Origin of the sequence: Halomonas sp. KX33721 (genome assembly GCF_001596805.1) — a bacterium.
GTDB classification, from domain to species: Bacteria; Pseudomonadota; Gammaproteobacteria; order Pseudomonadales; family Halomonadaceae; genus Vreelandella; species Vreelandella aquamarina.
Genome location: NZ_LVIA01000026.1, coordinates 59071 through 71566 on the forward strand (window position 1 = coordinate 59071; position 12496 = coordinate 71566).

At 59.7% G+C, this 12496-nt stretch carries 11 protein-coding genes and 1 pseudogene; 7 read left to right on the top strand and 5 right to left on the bottom strand.

Annotated features, from left to right (window positions below):
- Positions 1 to 33 precede the first annotated feature (33 nt).
- Entirely contained in the window at positions 34 to 723 is a 690-nt protein-coding gene (nfi, locus tag A3220_RS10550) for a deoxyribonuclease V (protein ID WP_044628993.1), read from the top strand.
- Here the strand turns inward: nfi and A3220_RS10555 are convergent.
- Positions 720 to 1430, bottom strand: coding sequence for a glutamine amidotransferase (locus tag A3220_RS10555; protein WP_044628994.1), 711 nt, complete (start codon positions 1428 to 1430; stop codon positions 720 to 722). The two genes, nfi and A3220_RS10555, sit on opposite strands and share 4 nt — an antisense overlap.
- Positions 1431 to 1542: 112 nt before the next feature.
- On the opposite strand from A3220_RS10555, the gene tpx reads away from it, so the two are divergent.
- Complete coding sequence (tpx, locus tag A3220_RS10560) at positions 1543 to 2046, top strand: thiol peroxidase (RefSeq protein WP_062374763.1); 504 nt, start codon at positions 1543 to 1545, stop codon at positions 2044 to 2046.
- On the opposite strand, the gene A3220_RS10565 is transcribed toward tpx, so the two are convergent.
- Positions 2043 to 2711 carry a type 1 glutamine amidotransferase gene (locus tag A3220_RS10565; protein ID WP_044628996.1) on the bottom strand — a complete coding sequence of 223 codons (669 nt, stop codon included), beginning with the start codon at positions 2709 to 2711 and terminating at the stop codon, positions 2043 to 2045. The genes tpx and A3220_RS10565 overlap by 4 nt on opposite strands.
- Positions 2704 to 3702, bottom strand: a complete 999-nt coding sequence (locus A3220_RS10570) for an amidoligase family protein (protein WP_044628997.1) — start codon at positions 3700 to 3702, stop codon at positions 2704 to 2706. Before A3220_RS10570 ends, A3220_RS10565 begins: the two co-directional genes overlap by 8 nt.
- A gap of 126 nt (positions 3703 to 3828) precedes the next feature.
- Here A3220_RS10570 and A3220_RS10575 point away from each other — a divergent pair, with 126 nt between their 5' ends.
- Positions 3829 to 6255 carry a mechanosensitive ion channel family protein gene (locus tag A3220_RS10575; protein ID WP_062374765.1) on the top strand — a complete coding sequence of 809 codons (2427 nt, stop codon included), beginning with the start codon at positions 3829 to 3831 and terminating at the stop codon, positions 6253 to 6255.
- Here A3220_RS10575 and A3220_RS10580 read toward each other — a convergent pair.
- Both A3220_RS10580 and A3220_RS10585 read right to left on the bottom strand, forming a co-directional pair.
- The gene (locus A3220_RS10580) at positions 6172 to 6603 is read right to left on the bottom strand and encodes a hypothetical protein (RefSeq protein WP_044628999.1); all 432 of its coding nucleotides are present in this window, start codon (positions 6601 to 6603) and stop codon (positions 6172 to 6174) included. The two genes, A3220_RS10575 and A3220_RS10580, sit on opposite strands and share 84 nt — an antisense overlap.
- Before the next feature lie 31 nt (positions 6604 to 6634).
- The gene (locus tag A3220_RS10585; protein ID WP_062374766.1) at positions 6635 to 7651 is read right to left on the bottom strand and encodes a DnaJ domain-containing protein; all 1017 of its coding nucleotides are present in this window, start codon (positions 7649 to 7651) and stop codon (positions 6635 to 6637) included.
- A gap of 111 nt (positions 7652 to 7762) precedes the next feature.
- On the opposite strand from A3220_RS10585, the pseudogene A3220_RS10590 reads away from it, so the two are divergent.
- The 4 genes and pseudogenes from A3220_RS10590 (at position 7763) to A3220_RS10605 (ending at position 12463) form a co-directional block, all read left to right on the top strand.
- Positions 7763 to 9171: pseudogene (locus A3220_RS10590) on the top strand (hypothetical protein).
- A gap of 140 nt (positions 9172 to 9311) precedes the next feature.
- Complete coding sequence (locus A3220_RS10595) at positions 9312 to 10091, top strand: ThuA domain-containing protein (RefSeq protein WP_044629002.1); 780 nt, start codon at positions 9312 to 9314, stop codon at positions 10089 to 10091.
- Positions 10088 to 11137, top strand: coding sequence for a Gfo/Idh/MocA family oxidoreductase (locus A3220_RS10600; protein ID WP_062374768.1), 1050 nt, complete (start codon positions 10088 to 10090; stop codon positions 11135 to 11137). The genes A3220_RS10595 and A3220_RS10600 overlap by 4 nt, the downstream gene beginning before the upstream one ends.
- Before the next feature lie 63 nt (positions 11138 to 11200).
- Positions 11201 to 12463, top strand: a complete 1263-nt coding sequence (locus tag A3220_RS10605) for an ABC transporter substrate-binding protein (RefSeq protein WP_062374770.1) — start codon at positions 11201 to 11203, stop codon at positions 12461 to 12463.
- Positions 12464 to 12496: the final 33 nt, after the last annotated feature.

A 12496-nucleotide genomic window follows, 5' to 3' on the forward strand; every position in this document is an offset into this window, starting at 1 on the left:
CGTACTTCACTTTGATAGTCACAAGGAGCATGCATGGACGCTGCGCTACACGAATGGAGCCTGTCACCCAAACAGGCGATTGCGCTGCAGTCACAACTCGCCCAGCAGTTAGAGAGCCGTGACCGCATCAACCCGGTGAGGTATATCGCGGGGGTAGACATTGGCTTTGAAGAGGGCGGGGCGGTGACGCGGGCGGCAGTGGTGGTGTTGCAGTGGTTGCCAGAAGAGGCTCCGTATCTACCGGTGGTCGAGCAAGTGGTGCATCGCGAACCCACACGCATGCCCTATATTCCAGGGCTACTCTCCTTTCGCGAAATCCCCGCTGTGCTAGGTGCGTTTGCCAAGCTCAAGACTCAGCCACAGCTGGTGATGGTCGATGGCCAAGGCATCGCCCACCCCAGGCGGCTAGGGGTCGCGGCACATCTAGGGCTTTGGCTTGATCTACCTACCATCGGTATCGCCAAGTCACGGTTGACTGGTAAGCATGCAGAGGTTGGTGAAGCGCGGGGCGATTGGGTACCGCTCATGGCCGGGCAAGAGGTGATTGGTGCCGTACTACGCTCGCGGGGGAACGTAAAGCCGGTATTCGTCTCGCCGGGGCATCGGCTTTCGCTGGATACCTCCCTTGAGTGGGTAATGCGCTGCCTGGGCCCAACCAAGCTGCCTGAGCCGACCCGCTTGGCAGATCGGCTGGCATCGCGGCGAGATCAAAAGAAGCGTTAAATAAAGTCGATAAAAAGCTGCAGCAGGCTGGTCGCTTCTGGCGTCTCGCTAATCTCATTGAGTAGCTGGTCTGGGTTGTCACCCTGGTCACGCAGGGCTGCGCGCTGGCGCTCAATGTAGGCGCGCATGACGGGCGGTGAAAACTCAGGGTGAAACTGGACGCTCCATTGGCGCGGCCCGTAGCGTAGCGCTTGGTGGGCGTCGTGGCAGTTGTGGGCCAGAATAGTAGCGCCATGAGGAAGCTGCATCACCGACTGTGCGTGGGTGAGGTGAGCAGGAAAGTGCCCGGGTAGTTGGCTAAAGAGCGGGTCTTGCTGGCCTGCCTGGGTTAAGCGTACCGTCCGAGTGCCCGATTCTCGGCCAGCGGGGTGATAGTCGCTAATACCGCCAAACGCCGCCGCCATTAGCTGATGGCCATAACAAACGCCCAGCAGCGGCAGGTTATCGGCCAGTGCTTGCTGCAGCCAGGGTTTTAGCGCCTCGCTCCAGGAGGGCTGCTCGCTCACCATGCTGTGAGAACCGGTAATCACGGCACCTGCAATGTCGTCGGGAGGCGTCGCCGTCAGCCGCGCATCCCACACCTTTAGCGTTAACTGCTCGGGTAACGCATCGTTCAGCCGCCGGATAAACAGCTGCTCAAAATCACCGTGTTGGTCGACCACTTCAGGGAAGGCGTCCCCGGTTTTAATAATGACTAAAGAGGCCATGGCATTCTCGTTATCGTATCGCGGCGGTGGAAAGATAGCCGAATCAGGTCATTACGCTGTAAGCTGAAACGTCTTGTTTAATTACCGTTTTACCATACATTAGGAGCTTGATATGCAACAGATTACTCGTGCAGGGCAGCCGATAGATGTAGCAGGTACTCTACCTGTCGTTGGGCAAGCTGCCCCGGCGATGACGCTGACCAACAGCGACCTGGAAGATGTCACGCTGGACACCTACCAAGGCAAACGTAAAGTGTTGAACATTATACCCAGTGTGGACACGCCCACCTGTGCGATGTCTACCCGGCGGTTTAATGAACTGGCCTCCAGCCTGCAAGATACCGTTGTACTGGTAGTCTCGGCTGACCTGCCGTTCGCCGCCAAGCGCTTCTGCGGAGCCGAAGGATTGGATAACGTTGAGACGCTCTCCACCTTCCGCCATCGGGAGTTCCAGGAAGCCTGGGGCGTGGCGCTGTGTAACAACAGCATGGAAGGGCTGTGTGCCCGCGCGGTCGTTGTACTGGACGCGGACAACCGCGTGCTGCACAGCGAGCTGGTCAGCGAGCTGAAAGACGAGCCGGATTACGACGCGGCATTGGCGGCACTGAAAGGCTAGCGGGGCGCCTTGGCCGCCTTCACCAGCGCACGTATCAAACGCTGCTGGGGGCGGTTGAAGATTAGCCATTCGGGATGCCACTGTACGCCAATCAGAAAGTCGTGGGCTTCGGACTCAATCCCCTGCACTAGCCCATCTCTGTCTCTCGCGACGATTTTAATGCCTTTTCCCGCCTGGTTAACGGCCTGGTGATGCAGGCTGTTCACCCGACACCAAGTGACGCCCAGCAGTTGATACAGTTGGCTGCCGCCGACGATATCGACGGTTTTGCGGGGCAGCACGGTACGCCGCCGCTTCAAGCCTTCATGGGTCGTATAAATATCGGGGTCCAGCGTGCCACCCAAATGTACGTTAATTAACTGAGCGCCCCGGCAGATGCCAAGCACCGGTGTGTTTTGCGGAATGAACCGATTCAACAAGCTCAATTCTAACTCGTCCCGGGCGGGATCCAAGCGCACGTCGAGCTGCACTTCGCCGCCGTACAGGTGGGCTTGAATGTCGTCCCCGCCGCCAATGATCAGGCCGTCCAGATGCTCTGGCAAGGGGCGGGAAGGGGAAAGCCGCAGCGGCCTGCCGCCGTGACGCCAGACGGCAAACCAGTCGAAGCACCAGGCAAGCTGGCTTTTGTAATCTGAGGTCGTGATGCCGATCAGGGGTCTAGACATGGCCAAACAGTCTGCGCTTGAGGCGCTGCCACCAGGGCTGGCGCTGTTCGGCCATGTACTCCTGGCAGCGGGCGTGAAGGTTGTCCTGATCGTGGGCCAGCTTCTCTACCTCCACCCAGCGGTTCCACTCCATTACGCTGCCCCAGCCCGGCTGCGACAGCTGCGCATTGGGCAACCGATAATGGAAGGTGGGCCGTGGCTTGGTCAACTGGCCGTGCAGCAGCGCGTGAGGGTGTTCCGGGCGCAGGTGGGCAAACAGCGGCAGCAGGTCCAGCTCGCGGTTACGGGTAGGATTATCGGCCAGGTAGTCGTCGATGAAGGTGTCGAGGTCCGGCTGGTAACGCAGATCCAGCACCTTACGGGCGTACTCCTTGGGAAACGGGTTGGCGTGCGGCAGCACTTCGCGGGTGATATCCACCTTAATTTCTTCACGCAGCCAATTGGCCAGCAGCAGGTAGGCGCGCATCATGGCGAGCAGGTACTCCACCTCCTGGCTTTCCACCTCAGGGTTCAGGTGTAGACCAAAACCATAGAGCAGGCTGGCATCGGTGCCTTTGGCGCCTTTTTCCCGCAGCGTTTCAAAGAGCGTATCGAGTGTTTCTAGCTCGTCCCAAGGAATAGGCGGGCAGACGATTTCGGTGGGCACCAAGCCGGTCACCATATCGCCGATTAGCTCGCGGGTTTTTTGGTGAAACTCTACTCGCCGCTGGTGCTGCTGGCGCGCCCATTCACTGTCGCTTTCATGGTGCTCTTCCAGCAGTGCTTTATCAGGGTGGGCGTATTGGGTATCCAGCTCAATGCCAAACTCTCCCCAACGTGTGCCTTCCACCTGTAGCCGATGAGGGCTGACCACGTTAAGCTCCCCACCAAATAGCGTGCGCACCAGCTCAGCTGTCTCGCGGGGCGGTAGCCCGGCAAACTCGATTTCAACGCCGACGCAGCGTGTTTGGCCATCTTTATTTACGCGTTTGGGTGGGGCTTGCAGCGTCATCTCGGTATCCTTGAGAGGAACGTTTGAAGGGGCAGCCTATCATAGTCACACGTTGAGGCTGAGCGTAATCAACGAAGTAAATGTTAATCACCGGCACCTGTGGCCGGTCTATGACGGGAGTAATGCGTGCGACAGCACTGGATAACCCAAATCATCGTAGGCGTAGTGCTCAGCATGCTGCTCAGCGCGGCGGCACTGGCGCAGAGTGTTTCCTTGCCTAACCTGACGGGTGGCGACTCGTCGGAACAGTCCGAGGTAAGTAACGAAGATTTTCAGCGCTCGCTTGGCAATGTGATCTCCATACTCGAAAACGAGGAGCAGCGCACCGCACTACTGGACTCGCTGCGCGAGCTGCAGGTGAGCACCGAGGCCGCCGAGGAGGATGGCGTCGTTCGCCAGGGGTTGTTAGGCGCGCTGGCCGATACGCTAACCGACATTGGCGAACAGGCCCAGGCGGGAGATTCACCGATTGACGAGTGGTCACGCCAGCTAGTGCAGGGGGCGGATGACTTACGCGCTTTACATGATGGCGCTGACCAAGGGGAGGTCATTCGCGCGGTGGCCGACGGCGCCGTGCTGGCCTTTGTATGGAGCGCGCTGTTGGTAGTGATGATTGCCTTTGGCCGCTTAGTCGCCACGCGACGTCACTGGCCGTTGGATCTTCCCCGCGACCCCAAAGCGTGGCTGCTGGCGGTGCACTTTTTACGTCGCATGCTGCCGTGGACGCTGTCATTTGCCATTACCCTCGGTATTGGTCAAATCCTGCCTTACAGCCCAGGGCGTGCCGTGGTGCTGGTGGTGGCATATATCTGCCTATGTGGCCGCGCGCTCTCGGTAGTGTTTGAGACCGTGATCGCCTTCTTCAGTCGGGGCCATCGCTTCCCGGCAGTGCAGGTGTTACAGCACAAAGCGCTGCGTGGCCTGTTTGTGATTGGCGCGCTGATTGCCTTGGGCGATGCGGTGAACTCCACGCGCTTAGTAGAACTACTGGGCGCAGAGCTTTCCGGCTTGGTATCGGTGCTGGCGAACATGCTGGCAGCGCTGCTATCGGCGCGCTTTATCTTTAAGTTTAAGCGCCCCATACGTCATCTGATTTGCAACCGGCCTTATAAGCAGCGCCGCGATGCCAGCGCCGCGGTTGAGATGATTCGTACCTTGGGAGGGCTGTGGCATATCCCGGCGCTTTTAATGGTTGGTGGCTCGCTGCTGGCGATTTTTATTACCGTAGGGGATGTGGGCACGGCCCTGGCGCGCTCGATTGTCTCTGCCAGTTTACTAGTGCTGACGCTAGTCGTGACCGGGCTGCTGCGCCGCCAAGCCGAGCGGCTCAACAAGCGCCGCCATCGCCGCCGCTTCAGTCAGTACCGCAAGCGTTTGGAACGTTTCGGGTTCGTGCTGGCACATATTTGCGCGTGGATGGTGTTCGCCGAGCTCTCTATGCAAGTGTGGGGCGGTTCGCTGTTTGGTTTAGGCCAGCAGGCGGTGGCCAGCGCCCGCATCGGGCAAGCGCTGGTGAGCCTTGGTGCTACGATTTTGCTGGCCTGGCTGGTATGGATCTTTGCCGATACGGCCATTCAGCGGGCGTTGACCTCTTCGGCTCGCTCCCGCGGGCGGCGGGTAAATCAAGCCCGTGCGCAAACCATTACGCCGATGATTCGCAACGTGATTTTTGTCGCTATTTTGATCATCGCGGTGATTGCGGGGCTAGCCAACCTTGGGGTGAACGTCACGCCGCTGCTGGCCGGTGCCGGTGTGATCGGTCTGGCGATTGGTTTTGGTGCCCAAACCCTGGTGCAGGATTTAATCACTGGTATTTTTATTCTGATTGAAGACTCGTTGGCGGTGGATGACTTTGTGCAGATCAACGGCCATATGGGCACAGTAGAAGGGTTAACACTGCGCACCGTGCGGCTGCGTGACCTGGACGGCGTGCTGCACATCATCACCTTCAGTCGTATCGAATCGATCCACAATATGTCCCGCCAGTTCGGTATTGCGCTGATGCGTATTCGCATTCCTTACGATATGAAAATCGACGATGCGATTACCCTGATGCAGGAGACCGCCCAGGAGCTACGTAAAGACCCGATGATGCGCCACTACATCTGGTCGCCGCTGGAGATGCAGGGCGTGCAGGGCTTTGAAGAGGGCTGCCCCATCCTGCGGATGCGTTTTCGCACTGCGCCGGAAATGCAGTGGGATGTTTCCCGCGCCTTTAACCTGCTGCTGAAGCAGCGCATGGAAGCACAAGAGATCGACCTGGGTGTACCGCGTTTGAGTGTCAGCATGGAAGCGCGCTCTGAGTCGCGTATGGAAGACACCTCCGGCACCGATTTAAGCATGGAGCGGGGCGAGGAGAGCCATTCTTCTTCCAATGAAGAGCCACATAAAAAGCCCGCGCCCCCGAAGCCCGCACCACGCCCCACTCAGGCGGAAATCCGTCAAGACGAGCGGGAGCGCCACGGCACGTCAGCCCAAGCCAAGCCCCAAGCTCAAGGCAAACCCCAAAGCGAGGCCTATGCCCGCCCCCACGGTGAAAACGGCGATGAGTAACCATGGCCCCCGCAGGCGACGCCAGCGGTTATAGAGCGAGACCGCGTGACTGACGCGGTCAACTAGCTCATCGTGGCGGGAGACCGCGTTATCCGGCGGCAGCGAAAAATCATTGGCCACATCGCCCTGCCAATGGGCACCGTGGGTTAGGCCCAACCGGGCGCGCAGGCGCCCAATGTCGCTCAGGGTGTGGTGAAGGGTGTCGTAGGTTTCCCGGTGTGGGGCAACGGCGAGCACGGAGGTAGCATCCTGGCGTAGTGCGCTATTGGGGCAGCGGGCCAGGGCACTGTTGATCTGATGGTCGTTCGCGTCAGGCGACAGAGCGAGGCGTTGATACAGGTCGCGCATAATCCAGGAAGTCTCTTTCCAAGCGTAGTGATTAGTAGGTTTGCATCAAATAATCATAGGCATTTTTGATGCGTTGAAAACGCGCCGACGCTAGAGCGACCTGGTGCTCGCTATCGGAGTAGAAGCGATCTGGGTGGTGAAGCTGGGCCATGCGGCGATAGGCGCGGCGTACATCGGTTTTGCTCGCCCCTGGCGTCAGCCCCAGGACGGCGAGGGCGCGAGTGGTGCGATCGGGAGGCGGTGGGCTGCTACGTTGCTGGCGTTGTCGTGACTCCTCTTGCCGCGCCTGCTCCTGGCGTGCTCGCTCTTGGCGTGCTCGCTCTTGGCGTGCCTGCTCCTGACGCGCTTGCTCGGCTCTGGCCTTCTCCGCTTTCTGTTCGGCGCTGGACTGCTCCGCCCGCGCTTTGGCACGGCGGGCGTCCTCTTTTTGCTGCTTTTTTTCCTGCTGCTTCTGCTTCTTTTCCTGCTGTTTATCCGCTTTGGCCCGCTGCTGCTGTTCTTGCTCGGCCTGCGATGCCTTGGCGCGTTGTGCAGCCTCGGCTTCTTCCCGCGCTTTGCGGGCATAGTAGTCCGGGTCGTGAGCTTGCCAATAGGCGTCGCGGCTCGGGTCTTCCGGCTGGCGCAGCGGCTGGCCAGTCAGTTCCTGAAAAAGCGTGCCCAAGGTGGCCGGCGCTACGTTTAGCAAATCGGCTAAAAAACGCAGGATATAATGGTTGGCAAGCGAGATATCGCCGTCGTCCGTGGCCACGGTAATCGCTTGGTGCATCACACTCAGGCTACGCTCTTTAGAACACTCTTTGCGTACCACCTCGGCGGCCAGCTGAATGGCGTGCAGGTCTTGGCTGTGGGCAATACTCATCACCGGCCCCAGTTCGTGTCCGTGGCGAAACTGCGATGTCACCTGGGCCAAGCGGCGACGCCGCTGGCCTTCCGAGACGTGCTGGCGGTGCACCAGCACCCAGCCCAGCAGTAGTAGTGTGGCCGTATCCACTTGGCTGCGGCTTTTGAGCAGCAGCAGCTCAAAGGGTGAAAAACGGGCGGTGGACATTCCCTAGCTCCAAGGCGAAGTAGTAAACCGTAGCCTCTGTTTAGCAGACCACTATGGCGAGCTCACCATGGTATATCATCGTGTTTGGCAATGAAGTAGGAGATTCGTGAGGTGATCAACGTTGAGCGTAAAAATAGCTTCCAACTGCGCCTATCGCGGCGGCTAAAAGAAGAAACCTCGCATACGCTCGATGTGTATTTGTTCGTGCCCAAAGAGCTTGGGTTGAGCACTCACGTCATTTCCGAAGAGGCATTTTATCATGGTGCGATCAGTGTCTCGCGCACTTACTACAGCGACGAGTATCACTTGCCGCTGGTGCATAGCCGATTGGCTAGCCGTAACCAGTTGGGTAGCGACTCTTACCGCTTGAGCCTCAGCCTTTACGCCTATCAATACGTGGGGGCCTTGGAGCGCACCACCCAAGCCTTGCTGGCTGACGCCCGTAAGCTGCGTCGCGAGCCAACCGATGAGCCAGACGCCTGGAATGAGAAGGCCAACGCACTGACCGAACGGCTCGCGGAAATGAGTGACCTGAGTGACGGCATTCTCAAACGCCTGCGGCGCAACCCGCCCAGCGACGAGCGTCTTTATAAATACTTTGCCAATATCGACAACTACCTCTCCTGGTTCACCGAGCAGCAGCTATTAGCTCTAGTCGCGCATATGCCACGGGGCGGGCCGTTTAGTGATATCAAGCGGCGCTTTATTACCATTTGCCAGCGCGAAGGGGAGTACCGTCAGGCCCAGGAGTACAACGCCGAACGGGTCATGGAAGATCCGACTCGCATGTCGAATAAAATGCGCCTGCTGCGGCTCTTGATTGAGCAACCGATCACCCTCAAGCAGCGTACCCTGGAGCTGGGTAGCGGCGAACAAAAGGCGGTCAAAGCGCTGGCCACGGCGGTGGTGATGGCGTTTGTGTCGCTGGGTGTTCTGCAGCTACGCAACGCCTTGGGGGATATTACCGCACTGTTTGTGCTGGCCATGGCGCTGCTCTATGCGCTGCGGGAAGTCTTCAAAGATGACCTGCGTAACACGCTATGGCGCTGGCTGCGCCGTGGCGCCCCAAATGGCGTCGCCAATACATCGACCCCACCCGCAACGCCCTGGTAGGGCGGCAACTTGAGTGGTTCGACTACAAGCGCTATTCCGCTCTGGATGACGATATTCAGCAGATGCGGCGGCGCACCGTGGCCCAGCGTGACGAGGTAGTGATGCACTATCGCTCCAGCTCGCGCATGTCGCCAACGCGCTTTCTCAGTGGTTATGAACACACCCGCGAAACGCTGCATATCGATCTCTCGATGCTGACCCGCCTAATGAGCAAAGAGAAACATCACATCTACCGGCTCAAAGATGGTCAGGTGGTGCGCGAGAGTGTGGAGCGGCGCCATCTATTCAACCTAGTGATACGTGAAACCGGCAGCGAGGACACGCCCTATCTTGCTCGTTGGAAGGTCGTGGTCAGCCGCTCGGGCATCGTGGATGTAGAACGCGTGGCGGAAAACACCGATAAATAATCTCTGTGGCACGACATTGAAGATGCGACTAAAAGCTAATAAGTAAACGTTTACTCTAATCGCGTAAACGTTTACTTTTTGCCCAGGCGCCGGTCGAAACGGCTGGTGAAGTCATACACGAACACGCTTGGGAGAGAGCGATGACACTACGAGTCACCGTGTGGGGCGAGAACGTCCACGAGCAAACCAACGAGGTGGTAGCGCGCATTTATCCTACCGGGATGCACCAGTGCATCGCCGACGGTTTGAATGAGTCAGAGGCGCTGTCCGCTACCGCCGTCACGCTGCAAGACCCAGAACAAGGGCTCAGCGAAGAGACGTTGGAGAATACCGATGTGCTGCTGTGGTGGGGCCACGCCGCCCACGGCGACGTGCTGGAAGAGACCGTTGACCGGGTGCAAAAACGCGTGCTGCAGGGCATGGGCTTGATTGTGCTGCACTCCGGCCACTACTCGAAAATCTTCAAACGGCTGATGGGCACCACCTGCTCGCTGAAATGGCGAGAAGCCGGCGAGCGTGAGCGGCTCTGGGTAGTGAATCCTGGCCACCCCATCGTGCAAGGGCTCGGCGATTACATTGAACTGCCCCATACCGAAATGTACGGCGAACCCTTTGCGGTACCCAACCCGGACGAAGTGATTTTCATCAGTGCCTTCGAAGGCGGCGAAGTGTTCCGCTCCGGCCTGACCTACAAGCGTGGCAACGGCAAGGTTTTCTACTTCCGCCCCGGCCACGAAACCTACCCGATCTACTACGACGAGCAGGTCAAGCGGGTGCTCAAAAATGCCGTGGTCTGGGCGCAGCCGGAAGGCTCCCGGTGGATCGACAGCTGCCCCAACGTCCCCGCCGACCAGGCGCCCAACCCGGTCGAGATCAAGGGCGAAAGCCTGCACAAACCCGGTGAGGAGGGGTTCAAATGATCCGTATCGCGATTATTGGCGCGGGCAGCATGGCGGGCGAGCACGCCAAGCACTATGGCCGACTCGAAGGTGTCGAAGTGGTTGCCGTATGCGACCGTGATTTCCCCAAGGCCCAGGCCTTCGCCGAGCGCCATGGCATTGCCGATGTTTACCAGTCGCTGGACGACATGCTGGCCCGGGACGATATCCACGCGGTGAGCAATGTCACTCCGGATGGCGTGCACAAGGCCGCGTCGCTGGCCGCCATTGCGGCGGGCAAACATATCCTGTGCGAAAAGCCCCTGGCTACCAACGCCGAGGATGCCCATGAGATGGCCGCCGCCGCCCAGGCCGCCAACGTCATCAACATGGTCAACTTGAGCTACCGGGACGCCCCTGCCATTCAGCACGCCCGCGCGCTCGTCACCGGCGGCGCCATTGGCACCGTGCGCCATGTGGACGCCAGCTACCGCCAAAGCTGGCTGGTCAGCAACGCCTGGGGCCGCTGGGACCAAGAGAGCCAATGGCTATGGCGGCTCTCGGAAGCCCACGGCAGCAAAGGGGTGCTAGGCGATGTGGGCGTGCATATCGTCGATTTCGCCAGCTTCCCGGTGGGCGATATCACTCGGGTGAACTGCGAGCTGACCTGCTTCGATAAAGCGCCGGATAACCGCATTGGCGACTACGTGCTGGACGCCAACGACACGGCGCTGATGCGCGTACGTTTTGCTAACGGTGCCATGGGCACCATCCAGGCGACCCGCTGGGCCACCGGCCACCACAACTCGTTAACGCTGAGCGTTCACGGTGATAAAGGCGCCATCCGCGTGGATCTGGATGCCTCCAAAGACGAGGTACAGGTGTGCCTGAACGACGATGTGCATCCTGCCCGCTGGAGCACGGTCAAGGCGCCGCCCACGCCCAGCATTTATCAGCGCTTTATCGAGAGCATTCGCACGGGGGAGAACGACCAGCCCGATTTTGCTCGCGGTGCGGCCATTCAAACCGTGCTAGACGCCTGCTTTGTGTCCAGTCTGGAAGATCGCAGCATGGCGATTGCCAGCTAACAAGCACGTTGCAACACGCATCTTTAAACGTACGACACCCAATAACAAGATAAGGACTCCACGATGCGCCATACCCTGAAAACACCGCTGCTACTACTGACCCTGCTGCCCACGGCGCTGCCTGCTATGGCCGCCGAAATTACCGTTGCCTGCGGCGACGGTGGGGCGGCGGATTTCTGCCCCGAGCTCTCCCAGCGCTGGGCCGAGGCCAGCGGCCATCAGGTTAATATCGTCACCACGCCTGCATCGGCTACCGAAAAACTGTCGCTCTACCAACAGCTTTTGGGCAGCCAATCCCAGGATGTTGATGTGCTGATGGTGGATATCGTCTGGCCGGGCCTGCTGGCAGAGCACTTGGTGGATTTGCACGATTACCTGCCGGAAGGTGCAGCAGAAGGCTTTATCCCCTCGCTGATGGAGAACAACACCGTGCAGGGCAAGCTGGTCGCGCTGCCCTGGTTTACCGATGCCGGGCTGCTCTACTACCGCCACGACCTGCTGGAGCAGTACGGCGCTGACGTGCCGCAGACGTGGCAAGCGCTCACCGACACCGCCCGACGCATTCAAAACGCCGAACGGGAAGCGGGCAACGAGCGCATGCATGGTTTCGTCTTTCAAGGGCGTGCCTACGAAGGGCTGACCACTAACGCGCTGGAGTGGGTGGCCAGCTACGGCGGTGGTACGTTCGTGGATGCCGAGGGGCAGGTCACGGTGAACAATCCCCAGGCGGTGGAAGCCCTGGCGCTAGCGGTCTCTTGGGTGGGGGATATCAGTCCAGAAGGTGTGCGTAACTACATGGAGGAGCAGGCTCGCGGCGTTTTCCAGGCGGGCAACGCGGTGTTTATGCGCAACTGGCCCTACGTGTGGTCGCTGGGGCAAGCGGACGGCACGCCGATTCAGAACAAATTCAGCGTAGCGCCGCTGCCCAGCGGGCCAGAGGGCGAGTCCGTCGCGACGCTGGGCGGTTGGAACTGGGCGGTGTCCCGTTACTCGGATGAGCCGCAGGCGGCCGCTGATCTGGTGGCTTATCTCACTGCCGAAGCCCAGCAAAAAGCCCACGCCATTGAGTTTGGCCGTAACCCCACGCGCCCAGCGCTCTATGAGGATGAAGACGTGCTGGCCGCGCAGCCGTTTATCGGCGAGCTATATGAGACGGTGATGAACGGCGTGCCGCGCCCGGCCAGCATTACTGGCGATGCCTATCCGCGGGTCTCCAACGCGATCTTCAACCGCGTGCACGACGCGCTGTCTGGCAGCGTCACGCCGGAGCAGGCGGTGCAGCAGTTGGATAGCGAGCTGGCGCGATTGGGGCGGCGTGGCTGGTAGCGCAAGCGGCATTAGCGTCCGTGCATTCAGCGA

Bases quoted from the DNA above. Each gene is read 5' to 3' on its own strand.
- A3220_RS10555 (WP_044628994.1), bottom strand. From the start codon at position 1,430: ATGGCCTCTTTAGTCATTATTAAAACCGGGGACGCCTTCCCTGAAGTG.
- A3220_RS10585 (WP_062374766.1), bottom strand. From the start codon at position 7,651: ATGTCCACCGCCCGTTTTTCACCCTTTGAGCTGCTGCTGCTCAAAAGC.
- tpx (WP_062374763.1), top strand. From the start codon at position 1,543: ATGCAACAGATTACTCGTGCAGGGCAGCCGATAGATGTAGCAGGTACT.
- nfi (WP_044628993.1), top strand. From the start codon at position 34: ATGGACGCTGCGCTACACGAATGGAGCCTGTCACCCAAACAGGCGATT.
- A3220_RS10595 (WP_044629002.1), top strand. From the start codon at position 9,312: ATGACACTACGAGTCACCGTGTGGGGCGAGAACGTCCACGAGCAAACC.
- A3220_RS10600 (WP_062374768.1), top strand. From the start codon at position 10,088: ATGATCCGTATCGCGATTATTGGCGCGGGCAGCATGGCGGGCGAGCAC.
- A3220_RS10570 (WP_044628997.1), bottom strand. From the start codon at position 3,702: ATGACGCTGCAAGCCCCACCCAAACGCGTAAATAAAGATGGCCAAACA.
- A3220_RS10565 (WP_044628996.1), bottom strand. From the start codon at position 2,711: ATGTCTAGACCCCTGATCGGCATCACGACCTCAGATTACAAAAGCCAG.
- A3220_RS10605 (WP_062374770.1), top strand. From the start codon at position 11,201: ATGCGCCATACCCTGAAAACACCGCTGCTACTACTGACCCTGCTGCCC.
- A3220_RS10580 (WP_044628999.1), bottom strand. From the start codon at position 6,603: ATGCGCGACCTGTATCAACGCCTCGCTCTGTCGCCTGACGCGAACGAC.